Annotated in this window: 21 protein-coding genes and 1 tRNA gene; 14 read left to right on the top strand and 8 right to left on the bottom strand. The window is 56.6% G+C overall.

The window, feature by feature from the left end:
- Positions 1–121: 121 nt before the first annotated feature.
- The 4 genes from yacG to ACN6NG_RS25785 are packed head-to-tail and all read right to left on the bottom strand — an operon-like array spanning position 122 to position 3,019.
- Positions 122–322, bottom strand: a complete 201-nt coding sequence (gene yacG / locus ACN6NG_RS25800) for a DNA gyrase inhibitor YacG (RefSeq protein WP_016501579.1) — start codon at positions 320–322, stop codon at positions 122–124.
- Positions 319–942 (bottom strand): dephospho-CoA kinase, encoded by a 624-nt coding sequence (gene coaE / locus ACN6NG_RS25795; protein ID WP_063425480.1) that lies wholly within the window; start codon positions 940–942, stop codon positions 319–321. Before coaE ends, yacG begins: the two co-directional genes overlap by 4 nt.
- Positions 942–1,808, bottom strand: coding sequence for a prepilin peptidase (locus ACN6NG_RS25790; protein ID WP_474316869.1), 867 nt, complete (start codon positions 1,806–1,808; stop codon positions 942–944). Before ACN6NG_RS25790 ends, coaE begins: the two co-directional genes overlap by 1 nt.
- A gap of 2 nt (positions 1,809–1,810) precedes the next feature.
- Positions 1,811–3,019, bottom strand: a complete 1,209-nt coding sequence (locus ACN6NG_RS25785) for a type II secretion system F family protein (protein WP_474316867.1) — start codon at positions 3,017–3,019, stop codon at positions 1,811–1,813.
- A gap of 216 nt (positions 3,020–3,235) precedes the next feature.
- Between ACN6NG_RS25785 and ACN6NG_RS25780 the strand changes: the two genes are divergently transcribed.
- From ACN6NG_RS25780 to ACN6NG_RS25745, 8 genes are all read left to right on the top strand, one after another.
- Positions 3,236–3,646, top strand: coding sequence for a pilin (locus ACN6NG_RS25780; protein WP_132847062.1), 411 nt, complete (start codon positions 3,236–3,238; stop codon positions 3,644–3,646).
- Between the two features lie 71 nt (positions 3,647–3,717).
- Positions 3,718–3,793: transfer RNA gene (locus tag ACN6NG_RS25775), tRNA-Thr, on the top strand.
- Positions 3,794–3,954: 161 nt separating this feature from the next.
- Positions 3,955–5,244, top strand: a complete 1,290-nt coding sequence (locus ACN6NG_RS25770) for a tyrosine-type recombinase/integrase (protein ID WP_474316865.1) — start codon at positions 3,955–3,957, stop codon at positions 5,242–5,244.
- A gap of 54 nt (positions 5,245–5,298) precedes the next feature.
- Positions 5,299–5,784 (top strand): pyocin activator PrtN family protein, encoded by a 486-nt coding sequence (locus ACN6NG_RS25765; protein ID WP_474316863.1) that lies wholly within the window; start codon positions 5,299–5,301, stop codon positions 5,782–5,784.
- 195 nt (positions 5,785–5,979) lie between these two features.
- Complete coding sequence (locus ACN6NG_RS25760) at positions 5,980–6,288, top strand: helix-turn-helix transcriptional regulator (RefSeq protein WP_474316860.1); 309 nt, start codon at positions 5,980–5,982, stop codon at positions 6,286–6,288.
- Entirely contained in the window at positions 6,285–6,620 is a 336-nt protein-coding gene (locus tag ACN6NG_RS25755) for a hypothetical protein (RefSeq protein ID WP_474316857.1), read from the top strand. The genes ACN6NG_RS25760 and ACN6NG_RS25755 overlap by 4 nt, the downstream gene beginning before the upstream one ends.
- Before the next feature lie 813 nt (positions 6,621–7,433).
- On the top strand, positions 7,434–10,313 hold the full coding sequence (locus ACN6NG_RS25750) for a DUF927 domain-containing protein (protein ID WP_474316856.1): 2,880 nt from the start codon (positions 7,434–7,436) through the stop codon (positions 10,311–10,313).
- A gap of 90 nt (positions 10,314–10,403) precedes the next feature.
- Positions 10,404–11,261: a hypothetical protein gene (locus ACN6NG_RS25745; RefSeq protein ID WP_474316853.1), complete on the top strand. Its 858-nt coding sequence runs from the start codon at positions 10,404–10,406 to the stop codon at positions 11,259–11,261.
- Between the two features lie 526 nt (positions 11,262–11,787).
- On the opposite strand, the gene ACN6NG_RS25740 is transcribed toward ACN6NG_RS25745, so the two are convergent.
- Positions 11,788–12,702: a hypothetical protein gene (locus tag ACN6NG_RS25740; protein ID WP_474316851.1), complete on the bottom strand. Its 915-nt coding sequence runs from the start codon at positions 12,700–12,702 to the stop codon at positions 11,788–11,790.
- Between the two features lie 3 nt (positions 12,703–12,705).
- Complete coding sequence (locus ACN6NG_RS25735; protein WP_474316849.1) at positions 12,706–14,034, bottom strand: AAA family ATPase; 1,329 nt, start codon at positions 14,032–14,034, stop codon at positions 12,706–12,708.
- 621 nt (positions 14,035–14,655) lie between these two features.
- On the opposite strand from ACN6NG_RS25735, the gene ACN6NG_RS25730 reads away from it, so the two are divergent.
- The 5 genes from ACN6NG_RS25730 to ACN6NG_RS25710 all read left to right on the top strand — a co-directional run bounded on the left by ACN6NG_RS25730 (position 14,656) and on the right by ACN6NG_RS25710 (position 19,911).
- Positions 14,656–16,065 carry a caspase family protein gene (locus ACN6NG_RS25730; RefSeq protein WP_474316847.1) on the top strand — a complete coding sequence of 470 codons (1,410 nt, stop codon included), beginning with the start codon at positions 14,656–14,658 and terminating at the stop codon, positions 16,063–16,065.
- An 864-nt stretch (positions 16,066–16,929) separates the two neighbouring features.
- Positions 16,930–17,760 (top strand): hypothetical protein, encoded by an 831-nt coding sequence (locus ACN6NG_RS25725; protein WP_474316844.1) that lies wholly within the window; start codon positions 16,930–16,932, stop codon positions 17,758–17,760.
- Between the two features lie 1,009 nt (positions 17,761–18,769).
- Entirely contained in the window at positions 18,770–18,997 is a 228-nt protein-coding gene (locus ACN6NG_RS25720) for a hypothetical protein (protein ID WP_019471225.1), read from the top strand.
- 234 nt (positions 18,998–19,231) lie between these two features.
- A complete protein-coding gene (locus ACN6NG_RS25715; protein WP_063423685.1) occupies positions 19,232–19,474 on the top strand; it encodes a hypothetical protein in 243 nt (80 codons plus the stop codon).
- 53 nt (positions 19,475–19,527) lie between these two features.
- A complete protein-coding gene (locus ACN6NG_RS25710) occupies positions 19,528–19,911 on the top strand; it encodes an avidin-fold protein (protein ID WP_474316842.1) in 384 nt (127 codons plus the stop codon).
- Between the two features lie 186 nt (positions 19,912–20,097).
- On the opposite strand, the gene ACN6NG_RS25705 is transcribed toward ACN6NG_RS25710, so the two are convergent.
- Positions 20,098–20,691 (bottom strand): hypothetical protein, encoded by a 594-nt coding sequence (locus ACN6NG_RS25705; RefSeq protein WP_336203499.1) that lies wholly within the window; start codon positions 20,689–20,691, stop codon positions 20,098–20,100.
- A 230-nt stretch (positions 20,692–20,921) separates the two neighbouring features.
- Between ACN6NG_RS25705 and ACN6NG_RS25700 the strand changes: the two genes are divergently transcribed.
- Positions 20,922–21,851, top strand: coding sequence for a malate dehydrogenase (locus tag ACN6NG_RS25700; protein ID WP_063423688.1), 930 nt, complete (start codon positions 20,922–20,924; stop codon positions 21,849–21,851).
- A gap of 94 nt (positions 21,852–21,945) precedes the next feature.
- On the opposite strand, the gene ACN6NG_RS25695 is transcribed toward ACN6NG_RS25700, so the two are convergent.
- Positions 21,946–24,375, bottom strand: a complete 2,430-nt coding sequence (locus ACN6NG_RS25695) for a TonB-dependent siderophore receptor (RefSeq protein WP_474316840.1) — start codon at positions 24,373–24,375, stop codon at positions 21,946–21,948.
- Positions 24,376–24,379: the final 4 nt, after the last annotated feature.

The following is a 24,379-nucleotide window of genomic DNA, read 5'->3' as shown; positions in this document are numbered from 1 at the left end:
CGACAGGGCTGCGAAGCAGCCCCGGCATTTTTTGAGTTACCACCGAATCTGGGGCTGCTTCACAGCCCTTTCGCGACACAAGGCCGCTCCCACAGGCCGGCACAGCCGCCTTGCAATCAGCTCAGTGCCGCGGCTCCAGGTCCCCCGAGTACAGCTCATCTTCGGACTCTTCCGACCCCGCAATCTTGTGCTCCTCTGCTGCCCAGGCCCCCAGGTCGATCAGTTTGCAGCGGTCCGAACAAAACGGCCGGAACGCGCTTTTCTCGGCCCATTCCACAGGTGCGCCACAAGTAGGGCAATCGACGGTCAACGGCTGGCTCATGGCTGGCCTCCTTTCAAAGTCAGGTAAAAGTGGTGCAGGCGGTCAATCTGCTCATGCAGCGCGGCCAGGTCGCCGTCGTTGACCACCACATCATCGGCATGGCGCAGGCGTTCCTCACGGGCCAGCTGGGCCTGCAGAATCGCCTGCACCTGTTCGGCACTGGTGTTGTCCCGCGCCAGGGTACGGGCTATTTGCAGCTCCTGCGGCGCATCGATCACCAGCACGCGCTGGGTCTTTTGGTACTGCCCCGATTCGATCAGCAGCGGCGACACGTACACCGCATACGGCGACTGCGCCTTGGCCAGGTAGCTGAAAATCTCTTGCCCGATCAGCGGGTGCAGCAGTTGCTCCAGCCATTTGCGCTGCGCCGGGTCGGCGAAGATCAGCTGGCGCAAGGCGCCGCGATCAAGCTGGCCGTCCGCCTGCAACACACCCGGGCCGAAGCGCTCGACGATGCTGGCCAGGGCCGGGCGGCCAGGTTCGACAACCCAGCGTGCCGCCTGGTCGGCGTCGACCAGGTGCACGCCAAGCTCGACGAAGCGCTCGGCAGCAGCGCTCTTGCCGCTACCAATGCCGCCGGTCAGGCCGAGAATCCAGGGGGTAAAGGCTGCAGTGGCCATCAGTATCCAAGCAGTTGCATGTAAGAGGCGTATATTTCATCACCCCAGAGCACAGCAATCCACCCCGCAATCGCCAGATAAGGGCCAAACGGTATCGCCGTGCCCATCGCATACCGGCGCAAACGCAGCAGGCACAGGCCAACCAGCGCCCCCACCACCGACGACAGCAGCAGCGTCAACGGCAGCACCTGCCAACCGCCCCAGGCCCCGATCAGCGCCATCAGCTTGAAGTCGCCGTAGCCCATGCCTTCCTTGCCGGTGACCAGCTTGAACACCCAGTACACCGTCCACAGGCTGAGGTACCCGGCCACTGCGCCCCACAACGCGTCGGCCAGTGGCACATACAGGCCAAAGGCGTTCACGATCAGCCCAAGCCACAGCATCGGCAGCACCAGCACATCCGGCAGCAATTGGTGGTCCGCATCGATCAGGCTCAGGGCCAACAGGCACCACGTGAGCGGCAGTGCCAGCAACGCCTCGACCGAAGCGCCAAAACGCCAGGCCACCACCAGCGACAGCAGCGCGCTGGCTATCTCGACCAGCGGGTAGCGCGGGCTGATACGCGTTTGGCAGGCTGAGCACCGCCCGCGCAAGGCCAGGTAGCTGAGCACCGGAATATTCTCCCACGCGCGAATCTGATGCGCGCAGTGCGGGCAGCGGGATGCCGGCAGGCACAGGTCGAATCGTTCGTGTTGCGCAAGCGGCAGCCCTAATACTTCTTGCGCCTCACGTTGCCATTGCCGCTCCAGCATGATCGGCAGGCGATACACCAGCACGTTGAGAAAGCTGCCCACCAGCAAGCCGAGCACCGTGGCCAGGGTGAGGAAGTACGCCGGCTGCTCAGCCAGCAAAGTCCATAAAGTCATGTTCAGATCAGGCTACCCAACTGGAAGATTGGCAGGTACATCGCCACCACCAGGCCACCCACCAGCAGGCCCAGGATCAGCACGATGGCCGGCTCCAGCAGGCTGGTCAACTGGTCCAGCGCCTGGCTGACCTGTTCCTCGTAATGGCTGGCGGCTTTTTCCAGCATCTGGTCCAGCGTGCCGCTGGACTCACCAATGGCCGTCAGCTGTACCAGCAGCGGTGGAAACAGCAACTCGCCCGCCATCGCCTGGTTCAGCCCCTGCCCATTGGCCATGCCTTGGCGCAGCCGCAACACCGCCTGCTCATGCAGCTCGCCCCCCGTCACCCTGGCCACCGTGCCCAGCGCATCCAGCAACGGCACCCCGGCGCCGTACGACGTTGCCAGGCTACGCGCAAACCGCGCCAGCGCCGCCTCCCTCAGCAACTTGCCGAACACCGGCAAGCCCAGCACCCGCCGAGATATCCACAGGCGCGCTGGCGCATGCTGGCGATACAGCTGGCGCACGGCCAAACCCAGCACCACCCCTATCACCAGCAACAGCGGCGCAAACCGGCTCAGCCCTGTGGACAAGTCGATCACCCATTGGGTAAATGCCGGCAACGCCGCGCCCATGCCCGAGAACATGCTTTCGAATTTCGGGATCACCTCCAGCAACAAGATCGCCGACACCCCCAGCCCCGTCAGCAACAGCAGCAGCGGATAGACCATCGCCTTGCGCACCTTCTTGTGCAGCGCCCGGTGCTGTTCCAGCATGCCCGCCAGTTGCTCCAGCTGCCGGTCCAGCGTGCCGGACTGCTCACCTACCCGCACCAGGTTGCAGTACAACGCATCAAACCATCCCGGGTGACGCTGCAACGCATCCGCCAGCCCCAGGCCCGAGGCCACATCCTGTTTCAACCTACTCAGCAACGCCGCCTGCGCCGCATCGCAACCACTGCGCCCCATCACCTCGAACGCCTGCAATAGCGGCACCCCGGCCTTGAGCAAGGTCGCCAACTGCCGGCTGAACCCCGCCGGGTCCGCCTTCGCCCGCGGCTTCGGAAAACTGAACGCCAGCCCGCTGGCCGGCCGCAAACTGGCCACCGTGATGCCCTGGCGAATCAGCCCGGCGCGTACATAAGCCGGGCTGCGCCCAGGCGTTTGGCCGCTGACCGGCGTGCCGTTGGCGTCGATGCCGTGCCAGCTGTAAAGCAGTGAAGTTGAAGTCATGCAAAGGTCCTTTTTCTGCCCCCGCGACAAGCCTGGAAACAGCTTGCCGCGTCCATGCAAGGGCGCGCGTCCGTGATGCTCACTAGAGTAGTTCGGCGAAGATGACGCCCAAGCGGGCAGGGGTGACAAAAGGTGTCTGTTCAGGCCTACTGCGCCGCTGCCGGTTGGGGCGCAACCCACCTCAATGTGTAAGCGAATCAAAAAGGAAAGATGTTCATGAAAGGGCAACGCGGTATCACCCTGATCGAACTGATGATCGTTGTCGCGATCATCGGCATTCTGGCGACCATCGCCTTACCGATGTACACCAACCACCAGGCACGCTCCAAGGCCGCGGCCGGCCTGCTGGAAATCAGCGCGCTGAAGACGGCGATGGACCTGCGGTTGAATGACGGGAAAGACGTAGCGGCCGTGGCCGAACTGGGTGGCCAGCCGGCAACCGCTCATTGTGCGATCACCGCTAGTGGCAAGGCGGCGGATGGCAGCGCCAGCATTGCTTGCACGCTGGTGGATGCGCCGGCCAACGTGCTGGGCAAGGCGCTGACCCTGACCCGATCGGCCAGCGGCTGGGCGTGCACCACCGACATCGAGGAAGACCTGGCGCCCAAGGGGTGCAAGGGGGCTTGAGGGTAGGGCAATAAACCAGCGGAAACAGGGGTTTGCGTTGCGGGTGTGAGCAGTGGTACGTTGCGCTACACGCCGGTGTAGCTCAGTCGGTAGAGCAGCGCACTCGTAACGCGAAGGTCGCAGGTTCGATTCCTGTCTCCGGCACCAGAGACTAGTTTCCAGAAGTCTATGACTGTCTACGGAACACCCAGAAAAGCCCGCCTAGCGCGGGCTTTGTTGTTTCTGCTTGTCTCGTTTTGTCTCTGGGCATCTACGCGATTTAGGGATATGGTTAGGGATATTTCGGTTCGACAAGGAAACGTATCCCTATGGCGCGTACAGTGGTGCCTCTCACCGATCCCAAATGTGATGCGGCCAAGCCTCGGGAGAAGGATTACAAGCTGTTCGATGGCAAAGGCCTCTATCTGCTGGTGAAGCCGTCAGGGGTCAAGACCTGGCGTATGAAGTACACCAAACCTGATGGCCGTGATGGTTTAGCCACGTTTGGCAACTATCCGGCGCTCGGCTTGAAAGCGGCCAGGGAGCGACGCGCCCAGGCGCTTGAGCTTCTTGCTGCTGGGAAAGACCCCATCGAGCAGGCGCGCTTGGACAAACAGGAAGCGGTAAACGCCCGGTCGAATACATTCCGTTTGCTTGCTCAGGAATGGCATGCGGCTTGCGCTCGTAAGTGGACACCTGGTCATGCTTCCACCGTGTGGCGACGCATTGAATCCCACCTGTTGCCCACTCTCGGTGATCGTCCGGTCGCGGAGCTCAAAACACGGGATCTGCTTGTTCCGCTGAAAGCAGCGGAAAAACGGGATACCTTGGATACGGCTGCACGCCTACGCCAATACATGACGGGCATCCTCCGTATGGCGGTTCAGCATGGCCATCTAGATTTCAACCCTGCGATCGATCTGCAAGGCGCCACGGCTACCCGCAAAACAGCGCACCGGCCTGCTTTGCCATTCGAGCGCTTACCTGAGCTTCTCCAGCGGATAGATGCCGACAGCGGGCGCGGCCTGACCAAGCTCGCGGTGCAACTGACCATGTTGGTGTTCATCCGCTCCAGCGAGCTCCGCTTCGCTCGCTGGGGAGAGATAGACATGGGGAGGCTCATGTGGGAAATCCCTGGCGAAAGAGTGGCTATTGAGGGTGTGAAGAACTCCCATCGAGGCTCCAAGATGAGCACGCCACACCTGGTGCCGCTCAGCCGACAGGCTGTAGAGATGCTGGAGAGAATTCGTAACCTCACTGGTCGTTTCGATCTGGTGTTTGCGGGTGACCACAATCACTGGAAGCCCATGAGCGAGAACACCGTGAACAAATCGCTGCGGCGTATGGGGTATGACACCAAAGCAGAGGTATGCGGCCATGGTTTTCGGACTATGGCCTGCTCTGCACTGGTTGAGTCTGGGCTTTGGAGTAAGGACGCTGTCGAACGGCAAATGAGCCACCAGGAGAGAAACACGGTGCGTGCTGCCTACATCCACAAGGCTGAGCACATACAAGAGCGTAGGCTCATGGTGCAGTGGTGGGCTGATTACTTGGATGCTAATCGCAAGGAGGCGATCACCCCCTACGATTTTGCCCATGGGCGGTTGCCTCATTCATGAAGCAGATTGGGTGGGAAATATCGAACAGGGACATTTGGGTAAATCTGGTTGGAGATGCTCAGCCTCCTCAAGGCCGGTGTATCAGGTGTAACCAGTGTAACGCTAGGGTGCAACGTATTGAAATTATTGAGGAAAACGTGTTTACACCTTATGCGGTGTCGGCTTACACCCGGGTGTAACACAGCGAGAAAGTGTAACAGCCGGAATGCCCAGCTTTTCCTGCCGGTCGCTCTTTCGTTCGGACACAAAACATCTAAACGGCGCGGAATTCAGCCCACAGCCATGGGGCGCGGGGGGGGGGGGCAAATGATTGATAGCCAAACATACGACATGCTTTTGAAACGTTACGGCAGCACGTGCTTACCGCTTGAGCTCGTGCGACAGCACTATCTTTCGCACATGGGGATGCCGGCGCTTCTCAGGGAGTTTGGTAAAGGGAGGATATCGTTGCGCGTAGTGAAGGGTGAGTGGGGCGGACGCATGCAACGGGTGGTATACCTTCATGACTTGGCTAGCTGGCTCGATCAAGGGGGCAATTGACCCCCTTACCACTGTGCAGCGGGTTGTAGACGACTACTACCGTTCGTCGGGGTCGAATGTCGTATAGATGTGACGAAGGTGCTACGAAGAAGCGAAATGGGGATAACTCCAGTCGGCTAGAAATTTCTCTGTTTCTTTCCCCAGTGAATCGGCATAAATAGTTGGCCCTGTTCATACCAATACAGGGAACTAGCTATGACTACACGTAGCAATTCAAGCGCCACCCCTCTTGCACCGTCAATTCCAAGAGCTGACCTCGGTGACACGAACCCACTCGGTTTTGATCCAGCAACACGACTGATCCGGATAACAGATGTGGTCGCCCTGGTAGGTCTTGCGCGTCCGACGATCTATAAGCTGATGAGCCAGCCTGAAAGCGGTTTTCCCCAGCCAGTCAAACTTACGGATAGCACCGCTCGCGGTGCGCCTGTCGCTTGGGTCTTGTCTGAAGTTTTGGACTGGACCCGCGCCCGCATTGCCGCTCGCGACAAGGTGGCGGCATGACTCCAATCTTCCTGCCACACACCGTCCTTGACGCGGTCGGAGTACTTGAAGGCGCCCGGCCTGCAGTGGCCATGGGGCGTGATCGCCTACGCGCCTTGCGTGATCGTGCCATTTCTGAGGGCGCGCACGTTTTGCTCTTGGCCTGGCCGTCGCTGGAATGGGTGATGCTGGCCGTCGAAGTGCCATCGGGCGTAGTAATCGAAGACGCGCGGCAACTAATACCCAATCTGCTGGCCAATCCCGCTGCCTTGGAGCACATGCGTTCAGAGTCTCGCAATGGCCAGCATCTAAGTTGGCTGTCTCTGGTCCGCCCCGTCGTCGCTAAGCACTAACGAAAACGCCCCCGGCTGCAACCGGAGGCGTTAGAGGTACATTCGTATGCCCCCTCAATCTATGACGACATGCGTGATCGCGCAAGCCTCGCGTATTGCTCTTATCAAATCGAGACGCTATGCTCCGTCCGTCGCTGCAAATTCAGTGACCGGGTTTGGCGACCCGATATACTTGGCGCATAGGCGCCCCATCCGACAGCAGGCGCTTTTTTTGTGTCTGCCGTTTCGTGTTATGGCGGCTGTGCGTGGGAGGCCTTCGGGCCTGCCGGGTTCCAAGTTCCCGGTTCGCCAACCTGCGCACAGCTGCCACCCAAAATCGTTTGGCGACGATCAGTGGCAGCTCCAGCTAACTTGGAGTACCACACATGCCCGCCCTCAATCCGTCCAAAATCCGCGCCGCCGCCCACCGGGCAATGGCTCTCGCCGCTCTACACGCAAACTCCAGCCTTGCTACCCGCCTCGCACGCTACAACCGACATATGAGCATTGCCCGTTCCCTGGAAAACGTCGGGGGAGTGCAATGAAATCTGAATCCAAGGGACTTGAGGGGCGTCTCCCCGAAGACCTTCTATCCGTATGCGCCACAAATGCTGTCGGTGTGCCAATTGATGCCATCACTGCGGCTTGTTCCCGCGTCGACGCCGTTTTGCACTTGCTCATGGCACAGTTCAATTCTGGTCCGGATGTTGAGAGGCTGTCTGACTCAGTAATAGCGAATGTTATTTGGGACGTCCAAGGCACCGTAGCACTGATTCGGTCATTGGCCTTGCACGGCGACAAGTCCACTTATCACCTAGTGCAAGGGGATCGCCAATGAGCAAGCGCCCCAGCTTTTCCGAAGTCAAACACGCTTCCCTCAGGTCAATCGAGCAAGTCCTTTCTAACTGGTTGCCAGGCGGTAAACGGGTGGATGGCGGTAAGGAGTACACCGCTCCAAACCCTACGCGAACTGACAAGCACGCAGGTTCGCTAAAGGTCAACTTGGCTAAAGGCACTTGGTGTGACTTTGCCACGGGTGACAAAGGCGGCGATCTGATTGACCTGGTCCGCTACCTGGATCGCGTCACTGACATAGACGCCTGCAACAAACTTGCGGCCTTTCTCTGCATCGAGCCAGGCAGCACAAGCACCAAGCCGCCCAGTACAAAAGTCACGAAACAGGACTGGACCCCAGTGCTTCCCATTCCTGAGCAGGCGATGCAGAAGGTAATGCATACGCACAGTCAGCACGGTAAGCCCTCAAAAGTCTGGATCTACCGCGATGCCAGTGGTCAGCCCCTCATGGTGCTGTATCGCTTCGACTTGGTGCCGGATGAGACCGGCTCGGCGCGCAAAGTGTTTGCGCCACTTACCTGGTGCAAACACTCGGGCAATGGCTCGCTTGCTTGGCGCTGGCAGGGCTTACCTGAACTACGTCCGCTATTGAATCTTGATGAGCTGGCTAAACGCCCAGCGGCACCAGTAGTGCTGTGTGAAGGTGAGAAGGCCGCCGATGCGGCTGCCGAGCTGTTGCCCGAACATGTTGCCACCTGCTGGCCCAACGGGACGAACTCTTGGCAAAAGGCTGATTTCGCGGCACTAGTCGGGCGTGACGTGCTGCTGTGGCCTGACAACGATGTTCCAGGCTTGAAGTGCATGAATGCCTTGGCCGACCATCTGCGGAAGCTCGGAGCTGCCACGGTGCAGACGGTAGCCTTGACGGCGTTCGGGCAACTCCCTCGTATGGATGGTGGGCATCCCATCTTCGCCCCAGGCGGCGAGTGGCGCGAAGGTGACGATGCGGCTGACGCCCAATCCAAAGGGTGGACTGCCCAACACTTGGCAGAGCTGCAACGCACCGGGGAACTGTTCTGCCTCACCCTCGCATCTGCAGTCACCCACACCCCCATCAAGCAGAGCAAGGCCATTGCCCAGGCCAAGCCGCAACCCGAGAAGAAAACCGCCCCGGCCCCCAGCGGTTTCCGTCTCACAAAGGATGGGGTGTTCTATGCCGGTGAGGATGGCGAAGCACGCCCAGTTTGTTCACGGCTAGAGATATTGGCTCGCACCCGTGACGAAAAGGGCCATGGCTGGGGCCTGCTTGTGGAGTTCGATGATCCGGATGGGGCAAGCAAGCGCCTCAACATTCCGGCCAGGGCGATGGCGGGCGACTTTGGCAAAGAAGTGCTCGCGCCACTCGTCGATATGGGGCTGCGCCTGGCGCCTGTGCGCACTGCTCGCAATTCGCGCAACGACCTACAGAGCTACCTACAAGGCTACGACGGCTCCGAGCGTGCCCGATTGGTCACTCGTCTGGGCTGGCATGGGGATGCTTATCTAGTGCCGGATCGGCAAATTGGTGCCAGCACTGAATACCTGCACTTCTACGAAGCTGGCGCCCAGCTCCCGCCCATTACCCAAGCTGGAACACTCGAGCAGTGGCAGCAGCAAATTGGCACGTTGTGCGTTGGGAACAACCGCTTGGCGTTCGTCGTGTGCGTGGCTTTTGCTGGAGCGGTACTGCACCTGCTTGGGCATGAATCGGGCGGTTTCCACCTGTACGGTGATAGCTCGGGCGGAAAGACCACCCATTTGCAGGTGGCGGCCTCGGTTTGGGGTGGGCCGCGTTTGGTGCGCTCCTGGCGCTCTACGGACAACGCCCTGGAAAGTATCGCGGCGGCGCACTCGGACGGGTTGCTGGTGCTCGATGAGATTGGGATGTGCGACCCACGAATCATCGGTGAAACGGTCTACATGCTCGGCAACGGCACCGGCAAGGCGAGGGCCAATGATCGGGGCATGAGCGGGCGCCAAGTTCAAGAGTGGCGCTTGCTGTTTCTCTCCACCGGAGAAAAGACCCTTGCTCAGCACATGGCCGAGGCAAATAAGGATCTGAAAGCAGGTATGGAGGTACGTCTGCTTGCTGTCCCTGCTGATGCCAGCAAAGGGCTTGGACTGTTCGAGGAACTGCATGGCTTCGACGATGCCGCCGCTCTGTCAGACGCGCTCAAGGCTCGGGTGACCAAGTTTTACGGCTCGCCTGCCCTTGCCTTCCTGTCGGCCCTCTGCGACCCGACCAAGTTGCGCGCCTATACAGCCATGGTACGCAGCACTGTGGAGCGTTTCACTGCTGAAGCGCTCCCTGCCAGTGCTAGCGGCCAGGCCCAGCGGGCCGCAACCCGCTTCGGTTTGGCAGCGGCTGCGGGAGAGCTGGCCACCGCCCTGGGCGTTACGGGGTGGCCGGATGGTTTGGCGCTCGACTCCGCTCGCGTATGCCTGAATGCCTGGTTGGCTGAGCGGGGTGGCGCTGGAAACATGGAAGGCGATGCGATTCTCGCACGCCTGCGCCAGGTGATTGAGCGTTTTGGAGAGAGCCGCTTTACACGCTGGGAATCGACCGCTGCCAAGGTAGATGAACACGGCCCCCGCACTATTGACCGGCTCGGCTTTCGCAAGTCGATGGAGCACGGCATGGGTGACACGTCGCACACGACGACGACCTATTACGTACTCCCCGAAGCTTGGCGCTCTGAAATCTTCCGAGGCATGAACCTCAATGCCGTGAACAAAGAGCTGCTGAGGCGTCGGGTATTAGAGCCAGGCAAAGATGGCAAGGCCTCCACCTCTGTGCGCCTGCCCGGCCTCGGACTTCAGCGCTGTTACGTCGTCGTGACGATCCCTGAATCGGCTGAGAACGAAGCACAGGCCGCCTGAACCACTACCTCTTAAACCACGAGGTAGTGTCGGCAACATATGGCCTTGCCAGCCGCGCACATAACCACTTCCAATCATTAGGTGTTGATCATGAAAGAACTGAAAAAGCAGCGCGACGAATTGATTGCAGAGCGTGACTCTCTTGAAGACAGTATTCCGGACCTTCGAGCCGCGTGGAAGGCAATACCGAGTAACTGGAACCATCATGGCAATTGCATTGGCAGCCCTGAAGGAACGGCGGCTATGAATAAGCTTTCCAGCGCAGAAGCTCGTTTGCGCAGTATTCCTGGTGCTATTGAGCGAATTGAACGCGAGATCAGCTATCAGGAAAGTTTGGCGAATACGAAGCAGGCCAAGGCAAAGGCTCGTCAAGTCATGTCAGATTCAGTTGACACGGTAACTTCACTGGAGAGCACTCGCACGCTTATTCTTGAGCGCCTGCAAGCGATCCAAAAAGAATCAAATCTAGCCATCGAGAAGGCGCAGCAAGCTGAGATTGAGGCTGCGAACCTCTACGCCCGCAACGTTGCTATCGGTGACAGTGAGGGTGAAAAGGCTGCAAGCACCGCGATGGAGAGAGCTAGCATCTTGCTCATTGAGGCTTATGAACATGCAAGGCGCCAAGAACTGATTGTCGCTGCATTGCAGGCGGAAATTGAGGCGCTCGATGCTCAAATCTCCAAGGCTAAACAGGAGTCTAGCCAAGCTCAGGACAGCGCCCTATGCGCAGCTGCTTTGGCCCTCGGCGATGAATGGAATCGCTTGGCCAAGCAACTTGTCGCTGTGGGCTCTCGAATTCTCGCCGCAGACCATCATCGAGGTAGCGGGGGCATGATGTTGTCAGATCTGTTGATCCCGCTCTTCGGCCCCTCAGCCAGTGGGCTCGACCGCGACGACGTGCTAAAGGGAGCTAAAGGCATCACCCTAATAGACCTGATCGAAGCGTAACCCCGAAACAGCCCGCAGATGCGGGCTGTTTGTTATTGCTATGCTTACGTTGATCACGTCATAAATCAGCTTGGCCAAGCTCGCGGATGTCAAATAGGGTTCGAGAACAGCCAGCCACGACGGACCGCTCTCGGCCAATTGCTGTCGAGTATCTACGAAACCACTTGCGAACGGACCCGTTGAGGCCTCCCCGATCCTGAGCAGGGTCATCCCAGCGAACCTGACACGGACCCCGCAGGGCCTGCGCCTAACTTGATCCGTCAGAAACTACCCTTGAGCGTCAGCACACAGTTGCGCGGTTCACCGTATTAACAAGTGATCTAATGTCGCCCATTGGTAGCGAAACGCGATGATTTTTGTGGGGTTAGTTGTCAAACTTGTGCCTTACCCGCAGACACAAAAAGCGCCCAAGCCATTTGCATATAGGGCTTGGGCGTTTTTTCGTTACTACTCCAGCACAATCGGAGTGCGCAAGGGCTCGTCGCTCGTGTAGCCCAGTGTAGGTTATGATGTAAACTGTTGGTTGCTAATGGAGAAGAGTAGTCATGCGTTCTTTAATATAGTCTAGACTTGAGAAGGAGGTTTCCAATGAAGCACTGTAGGCCAGTATACTGTGATTCAAAAATGTAGGCTTCTTGTATAAGCACTTGCCAGGCTCATGGTTTGTGCAGAATTGGCACTGCGGGATAGCCCTGGCGGCACACAAATTAGGTAGCTCCCCAAGCTCTTTGATTACCTCTTCACAGAAGATCTCCAGCAACCACTTCCCCTTGCAAATCCTTAGAAGATCATTCCAGCACTCGTTGAGCCCAAGAGAGCTACCGAAGTCTTCCAGTGATTCTTTTTTGTCCTCCAACGCTTGGTGAAAATTCTGTTGAAGAATTGATTTTATCGAGGCTCCGTATCCGAATAGTGCTTCATAGTCGCTCTCGCAAGCGTTGCGCAGAGCCTCTAGCGAAGTTAAATACATCCACATTATCGAGGAGCGAACTCGATTGAATATTTCTTCAGGAAGCTCGGGCGAGATTAGTCGGTTCGTGGCGCGGGTAAACTGAGGTAGCAGGTATCGGACAACCTCAGCTGACGTGTAATGACTCTCAATTGAATAATGTGCGAGCATCAGGATAGCCGGGTCGGCTGGCACCTCGCCGCGATAGAAGCGCGCATCTCTGTCAATAATGCCTAAGATGTATTTCTCCACCGGCAGATCATCAGAAGACTCACGGATTATTTCAATGTTTTTTATAACGCCGGCGCAGCCTGCTTCATTGCAAAGTATATTTTCGCTCGCGTACACCTCACAGTTCAGCGAAATGCTGTCTGAAAGGCGCTCGTAGATTGGCACGTCATCGAAGCCCTCAACGATAATGATTGGTGACCCCATGATAATGGAAAGACTTAAGAGTTCGTCTGCAGCGTATTCTAATGGCGTTTGACTCATGGCTCAGTCCATTTTACAGAGTCGGGTCGGGCTCAGTTTTACCAAAAGTTTTGGTCTCCCTTTAGCAAGCATCGGGCTATGAGATGCGACGATGATTTGCGTTTCAGGAGCTAGATCTTCCAAAAGTGAGATCAGATTTCTTTGCCATGTGGGATTAAGTGAGATCTCCGGCTCGTCGATTATAAGCAGGTCTCGCTCACGAGCCACAATGACGACGAGGGCGAGGAAGGTGAACAAATGCCGCTCGCCACTGGACATTGACTCAAGGTCGTGTGATACACCATAAGTACTTACCCGCACCCCATCTTGTGTAATGCTGAGCTCTTTTTCTGGGCCTAGGAAGTCATTGAATGTATCGGTGAAAATATTGATGGAGTTGAGCAGCTGCTTTTCGAGCTTGAGCTCCTTAAGCATATTCCAGATCAACTGACAAAGCATGTTGTTATTAGTTATTTGCTTGACGTCATCTTTGTTCGAGATGCTGCTTAATATATTGATAATCCTTTGCTTGAAATTGTTTTCCGGGCCATCAATTAGCGCTTCAATTATTCGCTCTTTGCCGGCGATAATTTGCGTATCGAGATCGTCCGGGATTGAGGATAGTGAGTTAGCATCTCCGCGTGTATCGATAGCTAACGCCAAAGTATCAAATAAAGCATTCTGAATTTTTTCGGATGCGTAGCTTTTGGCAATCCGATAGCGATCTAAAAGAAGGCCTTCAATATTTGCTATATTTATGTTTTGCAGCATCGAGTGCTGCTGCTCTAGCTGCAACTCGCTATTTCTGCTCTTCGATCGCAGGAATGACTGTTTACTTCGCATTGCGCTCTGGCGATTTAAATATAGCGCTAAGCGTTCGGACAAATCTTGCATTGCCTGCCTAGGCATTTTGATAGTGTCGTTGTGCGTGCTAAAAAAGCGAACCACATCAAAAGTTTCGATAGAGAGAGTTTGGGTAGGCACACCGCGCTCTACCCCTAGGGAAAGAGACGAAATATCATTTAGTGGGGACTCGTCAAATTCTGTCCAATCAAAATCTTCTAGAAATTCTGGAGACTCATCTTCCGTCGCCAATGTGTATCTTGATACCGTGACTGTTTTCTCTAAGTCGTCAGCGCTTACATATACTATTGATACAGAGTAAACGTTGTTTTTTACAAGTGCGGCACTGTTTTTACTAAGCACGGCGTGCATTAGTTTGAGGAAGGTGGTCTTGCCGCAACCATTGTCCCCAAACAAAATGGATGTTTGCAAACCGGACAACTCAACAGAAGCACGTCGATTTTCAGCTTGGAAGCCGTCGAAGGTAATTTCCTTAAGTATCGTTCTCATGTCTTTCCCTGAGACAGTGATGACTGCTGTCAATTTGCCACACTTGCTGCCGTGTCTCAAGTGGCTGGCGCATTGCGCTCCATCCATCTTGGTGTAAGCCGAGGTCGCTAATACGAAAACTGTAGTAGCCGGTCTTGTAGGGCTAAAAGGTCATTGAAATCAAAGACCTTGAGATGAGTGCGTCCCAATCCATCACTCCGGGATCGAGCCTTCCCGGGCCATGGCGGGATCCGTGCAGCTGGTCGCGTGGCAAGACAGGCCAAGACCATCATGGGCGCACGACGCTTCACTTTGTATGCGGATGCTTATCCGGTGAGATGTTTGGAGGGAGTCAAGTTACGTTAAGCGTTTCGACTAGCTCATCTATCGTGAAGCAGCAATTCGCAAACGTCCGCTTCGGGCCGAAAGCAGCCGGTCCCAAGCAATGCTTTGGCGCAGTAGCCCCCCTTTGGGCCACAGAATAAGCTTAGTCTGCGCTTGAAGGGACGAACCTGGAGGCATTTCTCCCTGACTACACAGATGCCCTCTGGCGATCAGTTATAGTCTTTCAATACCCCCTTGGAAGGACGGCAGCACAACGCTACTCTATCAGGCCTTCCAAGCGCAATTATCGAGGGACGAATGAACTTAGCGCTTCTGATTGGTATTGATACGTACGACCGCCTACCGGCTCTTCCTGCATGCGCAAATGATTTAGCGATCATGCACCAGACCTTGAAAGCCACCAGTAAGTACCATCACATTGAGTTAATTGCTAACGCTAGCGCCGAAAGCGCTAAGGAAAAGCTCCGCAACTTTTTTGCAAGTCATAACAACACACCCAATATTGAAGAAATCTTCGTTTATTTCTCTGGCCACGGAGCCTTTCAAGATGATGCATTATTTTGCTGCGCCGATTTTGACGCAAAGCGTGCGGCAACGACTTCAATAAGTAATGCAGAACTTGACGATTTGCTGAGAAGTGCCGGCCCAAAAGTCGCCGTAAAAGTTATTGATGCCTGCCAGTCTGGAGCCCCCTACATAAAAGACGTAGACAGTGGGTTTTTAAAATCAATTAAAACAAGTCGGCTATCCTCTTTTATTTGCATGGCATCCAGCCAACACGACCAATATTCCTACGCCTCTAACTTAACTAGTCATTTCACTGCTGCTTGGGTTGATGCCGCGCTTTCCAAAACAACCGGTAGCATCTTGTATAGAGACATACAAGCTTCACTCGCGGATACGTTTTCATCATCTCCAGGTCAGACACCCTTTTTTGTAAATCAGGGATCTGCCCTTGAAGTATTCAGCATAGTCACAGAAGAGATGGTATCCCTGCACGCTGCTAGAAGCAGTAATCCTGAACAAAAGTCGGAAAAAAGCATTAGCGAAATTCTCAGGCAACAGATATCAAAAAACGATTCGCAGTTTGTTGAGCTTGAAAAGGTTGCCGACACTCTGAATAAGAGTATACAACTGCTAAACGAAGCAAGTATCCAAGACTCATTGGTTAGCGAATTTTATAAAAAATCGGTAAACTCCGATTTAAAGCTAAGTGGATTACCACGCGCTCGTAGCTTTGCTGAGTTCGGAAGCAATCAGGGGTGGGCAAAAAAGTATTTTATTGACATTCAAGAAGAAACCTATAACGCTCCTAATCCGCTTTCTGTTTTAGGTTTTGGTTCTGCTAGGGAACACACCATAGAGAAAACACGCCCTGCATATATATTGTCAACTGAAGCCCTACCAGTCGAAGCCATTGAAATTGCATTGAATGCAAACAACCCTTCGCTACCTTCCTATCGAACCTATATAGGAGTAATACACTCTAATACCGAGGCTATGATTCTAACTGCTACTGCATCTCTTACCCAGAAAGGATGGGGCAAGAAAACTTTGGAGAATAGCGAAATAAAATGGGAGTATTCGTCTATTACATGGAAGGCAATCATTCACGAGCCAACCTTGCTCTGGGAGCGAGGTTTAAAACAAGCCACTGGTATTATACGAGCAAACCTCGAAAACTTGGCTAAGCAGCCAATAGAATAATTGTAAACACATTTGCGACAATTGGTTCATAAGGCAAATATTGCCTCTGATTGTGTCCCCTCTCATCCACAGAGGTGTTGAGGGGGGCTAGAAAAGATAGAAGCGATTCTGCAGTTTGGTGTCTCCTTTCCACTCCCATGGCGTTGTTGTAACGCTAGAGCCGAGCACTGCCCGGCCTCGGCAGATCTGTGCTTGTGGTCATCGGCAGCTTTGGGTCGTTAGCAGTCGCCCACGACTCGCCGCGTTCGACCCATTGGACGGAAAAGGGGACAGATTTATTTACTGGGTGACCGTCCGCTTCTGGCCGTTAGCTGCCTCTCCACGAAGGTCAGCAATGGGTCGATAGGGGCCTACCATGGTTACACCGGATCTGTTGTTACACTGCTAGGGCAAAGCGAAGGCATGAAAGTGTAACGATATTTTTTCCTTTAATAACAATGGCTTGTGCGTATTCGTTACACCCATTACACCTGTTACACCGCTTTGGATTCGTAGTCATCTAGCGACCCCATGCCCCCTATCTGGTCGTGCCCTCAGCGGCTGAGGCATTTCCCACGTCCCGGATCTAGGAGCCGCCGGGGACCCTGAGAGATGTGGCCAGATACGGGGCAGGGAACCCGCGGTTCTTTGTTAGCGGCTACTCCTCCACCTTAGTGAACTGGTGAACAGTGTGAACCCCGGTGAACTGTGCAGTTTCTTGGACACAGAGCCCGTTTGTTACCGTTGGCGTAATGACACACGCTATGCAGCCTTTTTCAAAGACCTACCGGTCTGGTCGACTCTTGTTTCTGGTAGGTCTTCTCAATCCTCTGCCGCCTCCCGCTACTTCTGATATCGTCGTGAAACGTTAGGAAGGGAATCAACATGACCGCTGAATTGCACTTCACTCGCCAAACCATGCTTGCTGCCGCTGTCCTACTGGAGCGCCTGACAGGGGCTAAGTTTGACCAAATGGTCCTGCGCCTAGGGCTGAACCACGTCGTTACTCAGGGGGACCAGGTCAGTGTGCCTAAGAAGGTGGTGGTTTTAAGCACGCAGGTTTTGCTTCAACCGCAGCTCCTGGTGCAAGCAAAAGACGGGCTGATGCCGTTAGGTGAAGCGTTGGTCCGTGAGGCTGTCGCGGTGATGAGCGAGCACCGAGTTGACGAACCTCAGGAGATTTTCCGGCGCAGTTTGGCCGCTGATGGATTTTCGGTTTCCTGGGAAGAAGGGAACTGCGGTGCCGGTTCTCCACCTTGGCTTAGGCGCTCCATGCCAACCAGCATTCACATGCCTCAGAATGATGATGAGGTCCATCGATTGTTGGCACATTTCGGGTTCAATACCGCAAGCCGACATCTGGATCAGGCCATAGATGCTCACGCCCGAGGGCACTGGGCGGCCGCCAATGCTCAGTACAGAACGTTCCTTGAACAGCTTGTTGACGACGTTGCTAGTCTGCATTACGGGACTGAAAACAGTGCACTGAGCAATCTAAACAATCGACTTCAACTGCTTGGTAGTAAGGGTTACTTGTCACAGAGCCGGGGTGAATGGGCGCCGGATGGAAAAAGCTTCGTAGGAGGACTATTCAGGATGCTCCACTCTGAGGGGGCTCACCCTGGGCTATCGGATGAGGACCATTGCACCTTCAGGCTGCACCTGGTTTTAGTGACTGCCCGGACTCTGCTGCGGCGTAGCTACTTAACACATTGAGTCATTTGCTGTAGTTGCTCAGCTTTTTTCGACTGTGGGTAGCGCATGATGTCTAGATTGGAGGTTGTTAGGCAGGCGTGCAGTGCACGGCACGAAGTTAATCTGGGAGGGTGGATTGTGATTTTGGGATACGTTTAGGGATACGTGGCGTTTAGGTAGGTTGCATGGTCCAGGTTTTATTGGTCATATAGGCCATGTTTCGATTCCTGTCTCCGGCACCAGTTCAGCAGGTTTGATGCAGCTTTGGTTGCATACTGCCCTCCCCAAAAATGCCCGCCCAGCGCGGGCATTTTTGTTTCTGCTTCATTCGCAGCTACGCCCTCCATCCAATCACTTACCGTGACTTTTTCGACTTGGCTGTAAGCGAATTTCCACTTAGGGATGCACGGTTTTTGAGATAGTGCTTAGCTGCTAACTGCATTTAGTCCAATGATTACAGGGTGTTTTTCAGAAAATTTAGAGATAGTGCGTTTGCCGATTACAGATAATCTTTAGATGGCCACATCTTCTCATCACGATCTCCGTCTGCTGAACTTGGTTCTGCTGCGTGACATCAGACGCCATGCTCCCTGACTTTTCCTACGACACTCAGCGGCCATTCGCATAGCCCCGAACCTTGAACTCTAACCCCAGTAGCGATACCGTACTCAAGTCGCGGCCAATTCCGCGACCGGGTTTGGCGACCCGAACGAAAAGGCGCATCGGCGCCCCCGACCACGATTGCAGGCGCTTTTTTTGCGTCCGCAGTTTCGTGTAATGGCGGCTGTGCGTGGGAGACCTTCGGGTCTGCCGAGTTCCTTTTCCTCGGTTCGCCAACCTGCGTACAGCTGCCACCCTAATCGTTTGGCGACGGTTAGCGTGGTGCTTCAATCGAAAAGGACCGCATGCATGTCAACCGCAAGTCCATCCATGATCCTCGCATTCGTTCTCCACCGTCGTACCTCGACAGTCCCCGGCTACTTCACCGTCAGCAAATCCAGCTCCGTCTCCGCCCAATCGGAGGCACGCCATGACTGACCAAGAACGCCTCTCCACCATCCAAAGCTATGCCTGGACCCTCGAACTACTAGGCGAGGCCTTGGTCCAGCACGATGAAATGCTGGAGTGCGAACACAACCCGCAATTGAGCTTTCGCAACACGGCCGGTATCCATCAGGCGATTCGGATTATCAGCCGGTTGGCCAGTGAGCAGTGTGGGAAGGTGATGGAGCGGAACGGCCATGAGTTGGAGGGATAGGGGAGGTCGTTGATGAGTGGGGGCCAGGTGTCGGGGGTTGCAGCTGGCTCCTTCTGTTGAAGGCCGATGGTGGGTTAATCCTGCCAGGCCGGGGTATGGGGCTGCTGCGCAGCCCATCGCAGGCAAGCCAGCTCCCACACCGGCCGCATCGACCTCATGCCTTGTGTACTACCGGCGGTATGCGGTACCAAGAGGCGGACGATTCCCCATCACGTTCAAGATAAGGAAATCACCATGTCCAACCACCACTGGAATGACTGGGCCGGCGGACTGACGCTAGTCCTTCAGGCAATCGTTTATATCCCGCTGCTTTACATCCTCCTGATGCCATGGCTTTGCCTGGCGCTGGTCAAGCTTGGGAGGGTTCCTTTCTTCCCGGGGTTTTTCCAGGCAATGGCCTCGACCGGGTGGCTGGTTGCTTCTGGGCTTGTGGGCCTGGTAGTACTGTTTGTTGTGGTTCGTAGCTTGCTCCGTTGATTTACCGGCAGCTAGCTGCTCCCAGTTCCATCCAACATCGAGAATACATCGCTATGGAAAGCACTTTCGCCCAAGTCGAAGACCGGCTGCACAATCGTCGTTTTGCAGTCGCCAACAATTCCCAGGGCCTGTCTGGCACTGGCACGGTTTTCCATTACCAGGTCGATGGTGTTGCGATCACCAGCACCTACCAGGGTGGCCGGATTCGGACCGGCCATCAGGTGGGTCGAGCAACTGGCCCCGATACCATCGAGCTGCTTTACCACTGCATCACTAACGACGGCGAAATGCTCGCCGGTTGGTCACGTGGCAGGGTGGGGGTCGATGATGCGGGGCGTACTACGCTCCATTTTGTATGGGGTTGGTTGTCGGGGGCACAGGGTGGTGGGGAGTCAAACTACGTTGAAATCGAAGCGGCGGACGCTCTGGTCGATTAAGCGGGGGCGGCCATGAGCCCAGGCATGTAAGTAGAAATGCAGAAGGAATCCGTAGGGTAGGGATGGCAGTGGGCCACCCCTGCCGTGACCAGTGAAGTAGAGCAGGATCTACCGGTTGTTGGAAAGGGCACAGGGTAGTATGTCTGGGCCTGGAATGGGGCCCGCTTGGATACTGGCCGAGGCTTGTCAGTCTGCGTTGAGCCAGTCGACTTCCCGCTCCTGAATGATCAAGCTCAGGTCACTTTGATGGGCGGCGGAGTAACAAGCCAGGAATGCGCCGACTGGGTACAGGTAATGACCTTCGACTGGGTGCCCGTCGGCGCTTGTCAGCTTGATATCACAATCAGTGCCTTCGCACTGCGTCAGGTCGAAAGGTTGACCGGTTTGGGCATCGATAATGCTCCATAGGGAAGGATCACTGGCTGTTATGGGCTGCACAGTTATCAAGCCATTGGCATTGGTGAACACGCCTTCGCCCAGATGCTCGCCGCTGCGTAGGTAAAGCCGATAGCCGCCATCAAAATGGCGGAAATACAGCAGCAGCGATTGCGCACTGGCACCCCTGTCAAAGGTAATCAGCCCGCTGTCCCTACCTAGGTGCCAGTCTTCATCTGAGCAATTGAGCATGCCAATGGCACGGCCGCCATCCATCACAGGACCCAAACCGTGGATGGGACTGCTGAGAATAATGGGCCCTGTGCACATGCTGTCCAGGGTATTCAGGGGGCTGCCGGCAATTTGCAGGATTGCGGTGAATGACAGGTTCTTGTGATCGGCCATGGTGTTTTCCGGTTGGTGAGCAAGACGGACAGCCTAAGCTGACCTGAATGGTGCGCCCATCCGGAACGGGTTCCGCGGCTTCGGGATGGTGAAGGACAAGGCCAGCAAAGCCAGGTTGAGGCTCGGATTCAGCCAGGCATCATCTTGGGTGGTCTTTTCGCTTCAGCGGTCAATACTTCCCTGTATACGCAGGCGTGTTCCTGGTGGCACGCGCCGCTGGGAGGTGTCAGGTGAACAAGCTAACAATCGTGGGTGCCGGCTTGGTCGGCGAGGCGGCGGCGCAGATCATCGCCCGGGACGAGTTGTGCCGTGAGCTGGTGCTGATGGACGTGCAGGGTGAGCTGGCGCAGGGCAAGGCGCTGGATGTGTGGCAGGCAGCCGTGGAATCAGGCTCCGATACCCGTGTTTACGGCGGGGGCAAAGCCGACATGCTGGACGGCTCCGAGCTGGTGGTAATTACCGCAGGCGTGCCGCGCAAGCCCGGCCAGTCGCGCCAGGATGTACTGAGCATCAACCTGCCAATCCTCGACAGCATCATGGCCGACATCAGGCACCATGCGCCGGCAGCCACGGTGCTGGTGGTGTCCAACCCGGTCGACGTGCTCACCTACCGCGCCTGGAGCGTCAGCGGCCTTGGGCGCGACAAGGTGTTCGGGCAGGCGGGGGTGCTGGATACCGCGCGCATGAAGTGTTTCATCGCCGAACAAACCGGGTTTTCTGCCCGGGATATCACCGCGCTGGTGCTGGGCGGCCATGGCGACAGCATGGTGCCGCTGATGCGCTACTGCCAGATCGGCTCGGTGCCGCTGTCGCACTTCCTGTCCAGTGAACAGATCGAGCAGATTGTCGAGCGCACACGCAAGGGTGGCGGCGAGATTCTGGGCTTGAAGAAGCTGGGCAGCGCCTGCGATGCGCCGGGCGTGGCCATTGCGCAGATGGTGGATGCCATCGCCAATGGCCGGAACCGCATCTTGCCGGCGGTGGCGATTCTGGAGGGTGAATACGGGCGCACGGACATTGCCATGGGCGTGCCCTGTGTACTGGCAGACCAAGGGCTGGCGCGGGTGATCGAGTTGCCGCTGGATGCGCAGGAGCAGGCGATGTTCGACCATTCTGCGGATCAGGTGGCGCGGGATATTGCCGAGATGAAGGCGTTGTAAGTGAGAGGGCGCGGTCTCAACGCGTCCGCCACAACGTTTTTGGCGCCTATGCGATCAAGCGCCGCCCACGCGGGCGGCGGCGATTAACCGGCTACTAGAAACTGTACCGGGCAGTCAGTTTCACGTTACGTGGGTCACCGTAGATGTCGTATGGGCTCCACCCACCGTTGGCCACGCTACTGTAGTAGGTACGGTCGAACAGGTTGTTGACGTTCACCTGCATGTCTAGCTGCTCGCTGGCCTTGTAGCCTGCCACCAGGCCGACCACCGTGTACGAGCCCTGCTGGTTTTGCCATGCAGTAGCACCGGCGCCCCCAGAGGTACGGATGCGGCTCTGTTGGTAGATATCACCGCCAATGCGCCAGCGCTGCAGCTCGCCGGGCAGGTTGTAGATCGTGGACAGCTTGAATAGCTGGCGCGGTTTGGCGCGGTCGAAGTCTTCGCCTTCGCGGGCCTTGTTGGCGTCGCTGACGTACTTGGTCTGGGTGTAGGTGTAGCCGGCAGCCAGCTGCCAGTTGTCGGTCAGGGCGCCTTGAATTTCCAGGTCGATGCCCTTGCTGCGTACCAGGCCGGCCGCCTCGTAGCAGGCGCTGGCGGCGCCTGAACCGCAACCCTTGTTGTCAGGTAACTCCTGGGCGCGGTTCTTCTGGTCAATTTGAAAAACAGCCAGGCTGGCGTTCAGTGCGCCACCAAAGTATTCGCCCTTGATGCCCACCTCGTAGTTCTCACCCACCACAGGGTCGAGCACTTTTCTGTCCATGCCCTTGCTGGTCTGCGGCTTGAAAATATCTGTGTAGCTGACATAGACCGAGTGATGGGAGTCCAGGTCGTAGATCAGGCCGGCATAGCGGGTCAGGTTACGCGTGATCTTGTAGTTGCCTTCACTGTTTTCGCTGTCATCGAATTCATACCAGTCGAGACGGCCACCCAGAATCAGCGACAGTGGTTCAGTCAGGCGCAGGCGGCTGCTGGCATAAACGCTGTCCTGCGTGGTGGTCTCGGGCAGGCCGTCAGGGCCGGTAACGTAATCCGGTTTGGCATGACCACGGGGGTTCCATTCGAAGGGGTTGCTACCCGTGTCGATGTAGTCGCTCCAGGCCTTGCCAGAGCGATAGTCCAGCTGGCGCTTGCTGACGCCCAGGGTCAGGTCATGTGTCTGGCCGAGCAACTGGAAGGGGCCGCTGAGTGCCAGGTCGTAGCCTTTTTCCTTTTGCTCCATGGCTTCTGTCCATAGATAGTGGCGATCGTATTCCCATACCGAGGAGGCCAATACGTCGGTGTCGGTTTTCGTCTGCATGGCCGCCAGGCGAAGCGACCAGTCGTTGGCGAAGGCATGCTCCAGGGTGGCGAAATAGCCGGTGGTGCGATTGTCCGAATATTCCCAGTCATGGCCCAGGAAGGTGTCGCGCGGCAGCCCGAGGTGACCGCCGCCCCGGGCCATGGGCAACCCGCCCCAGATGTAGTTGGTATGGTTCTTCTGACGGTAGGCCCCCAGGGTCAGGGTGGTGCTTTCGCTCAGGTCGGCGTCGACCACGCCGTAGAACAGGTCGTGGCCACTCTCTACCGAATCACGGAAGCTTTTGGCGTCCTGCCGCGATACCACGGTACGGGCACGCAGGGTGTCGTTTTCATTGAGCGGGCCGCCGACATCCAGCGTGCCGGTGTAATCGTCCCAACTACCAGCACTGCCGGTGAGCGTGCCCTGAAATTCATGGGTGGGGCGCTTGCGAACCAGGTTGATTGCACCACCGGGGTTGCCGGCGCCTTGGGCCAGCCCGGTGGCCCCGCGTACGATCTCCACCCGGTCATACATGGCCAGGTTTGCTTCCCCACTGGGCAGGTAGGTCAGAAAGCTGGTGGGAAACCCGTCGTACATGATGTTGTCGACGTCAAAACCGCGGGCGCTGAAAGAAGGCCGCCCAGCGCCACCGGAGTTACTGAGAAAAATCCCCGGCGCACTTTTGACCACGTCGCTGATAGTCGTCATGGCCTTGTCGTCCATGCGCTTGCGCGTAACCACGCTGACCGACTGCGGCGTTTCGCGCAGGCTCAGGGGCAGCTTGGTGGCAGTCTGCATCGTGCCGGTGGTGTAGGAACCGCTGTTTTCGGTAGTTGCCGACAGGCCCTGCCCGGTAATGCTGGTAGCGCCCAGCTCCATGCCTGTGCCTGTAACCTGCGGTGTCAGCAGGTACAGACCATTGCCTTGTGGTGAAGCTTGCAGGCCTGTGCCCTGCAGCAGTTGGTGCAGGCCGTCTTGCACGCTGATGGCGGCGTCCAGGCCAGGGCTGCGCAAACCTTCCACCAGCCCCGGTTCGATGGGAAGGGTGATATCCGCCTGGCTGGCGAACTCGGCGAGGACGCTGCTCAGGTTACCGGCTGGTACCTGAAAGGTACGGCTCTGCTGCGCGGTCTGCCCGGCGGCTTGCGCCCCAACTGCCGCCAGGCTGCCACCTGAGATGATCAGGCCCAGTGCAGCAGCATGCACTGCCCGCGCCAATGGTTGCATGCCCTGTGTCGTCGCCATGTGT

The sequence above is a fragment of the Pseudomonas sp. TSO6 genome, assembly GCF_056098905.1.
This window is presented reverse-complemented; position numbering and strand designations above follow the sequence as displayed.

Coding starts and splice junctions, on each gene's coding strand:
- coaE (WP_063425480.1), bottom strand. CDS start 942: ATGGCCACTGCAGCCTTTACCCCCTGGATTCTCGGCCTGACCGGCGGC.
- ACN6NG_RS25790 (WP_474316869.1), bottom strand. CDS start 1,808: ATGACTTTATGGACTTTGCTGGCTGAGCAGCCGGCGTACTTCCTCACC.
- ACN6NG_RS25710 (WP_474316842.1), top strand. CDS start 19,528: ATGGAAAGCACTTTCGCCCAAGTCGAAGACCGGCTGCACAATCGTCGT.
- ACN6NG_RS25705 (WP_336203499.1), bottom strand. CDS start 20,691: ATGGCCGATCACAAGAACCTGTCATTCACCGCAATCCTGCAAATTGCC.
- ACN6NG_RS25730 (WP_474316847.1), top strand. CDS start 14,656: ATGAACTTAGCGCTTCTGATTGGTATTGATACGTACGACCGCCTACCG.
- ACN6NG_RS25740 (WP_474316851.1), bottom strand. CDS start 12,702: ATGAGTCAAACGCCATTAGAATACGCTGCAGACGAACTCTTAAGTCTT.
- ACN6NG_RS25770 (WP_474316865.1), top strand. CDS start 3,955: ATGGCGCGTACAGTGGTGCCTCTCACCGATCCCAAATGTGATGCGGCC.
- ACN6NG_RS25720 (WP_019471225.1), top strand. CDS start 18,770: ATGACTGACCAAGAACGCCTCTCCACCATCCAAAGCTATGCCTGGACC.
- ACN6NG_RS25725 (WP_474316844.1), top strand. CDS start 16,930: ATGACCGCTGAATTGCACTTCACTCGCCAAACCATGCTTGCTGCCGCT.
- yacG (WP_016501579.1), bottom strand. CDS start 322: ATGAGCCAGCCGTTGACCGTCGATTGCCCTACTTGTGGCGCACCTGTG.
- ACN6NG_RS25745 (WP_474316853.1), top strand. CDS start 10,404: ATGAAAGAACTGAAAAAGCAGCGCGACGAATTGATTGCAGAGCGTGAC.
- ACN6NG_RS25780 (WP_132847062.1), top strand. CDS start 3,236: ATGAAAGGGCAACGCGGTATCACCCTGATCGAACTGATGATCGTTGTC.
- ACN6NG_RS25785 (WP_474316867.1), bottom strand. CDS start 3,019: ATGACTTCAACTTCACTGCTTTACAGCTGGCACGGCATCGACGCCAAC.
- ACN6NG_RS25755 (WP_474316857.1), top strand. CDS start 6,285: ATGACTCCAATCTTCCTGCCACACACCGTCCTTGACGCGGTCGGAGTA.
- ACN6NG_RS25750 (WP_474316856.1), top strand. CDS start 7,434: ATGAGCAAGCGCCCCAGCTTTTCCGAAGTCAAACACGCTTCCCTCAGG.
- ACN6NG_RS25715 (WP_063423685.1), top strand. CDS start 19,232: ATGTCCAACCACCACTGGAATGACTGGGCCGGCGGACTGACGCTAGTC.
- ACN6NG_RS25695 (WP_474316840.1), bottom strand. CDS start 24,375: ATGGCGACGACACAGGGCATGCAACCATTGGCGCGGGCAGTGCATGCT.
- ACN6NG_RS25765 (WP_474316863.1), top strand. CDS start 5,299: ATGCTCAGCCTCCTCAAGGCCGGTGTATCAGGTGTAACCAGTGTAACG.
- ACN6NG_RS25760 (WP_474316860.1), top strand. CDS start 5,980: ATGACTACACGTAGCAATTCAAGCGCCACCCCTCTTGCACCGTCAATT.
- ACN6NG_RS25735 (WP_474316849.1), bottom strand. CDS start 14,034: ATGAGAACGATACTTAAGGAAATTACCTTCGACGGCTTCCAAGCTGAA.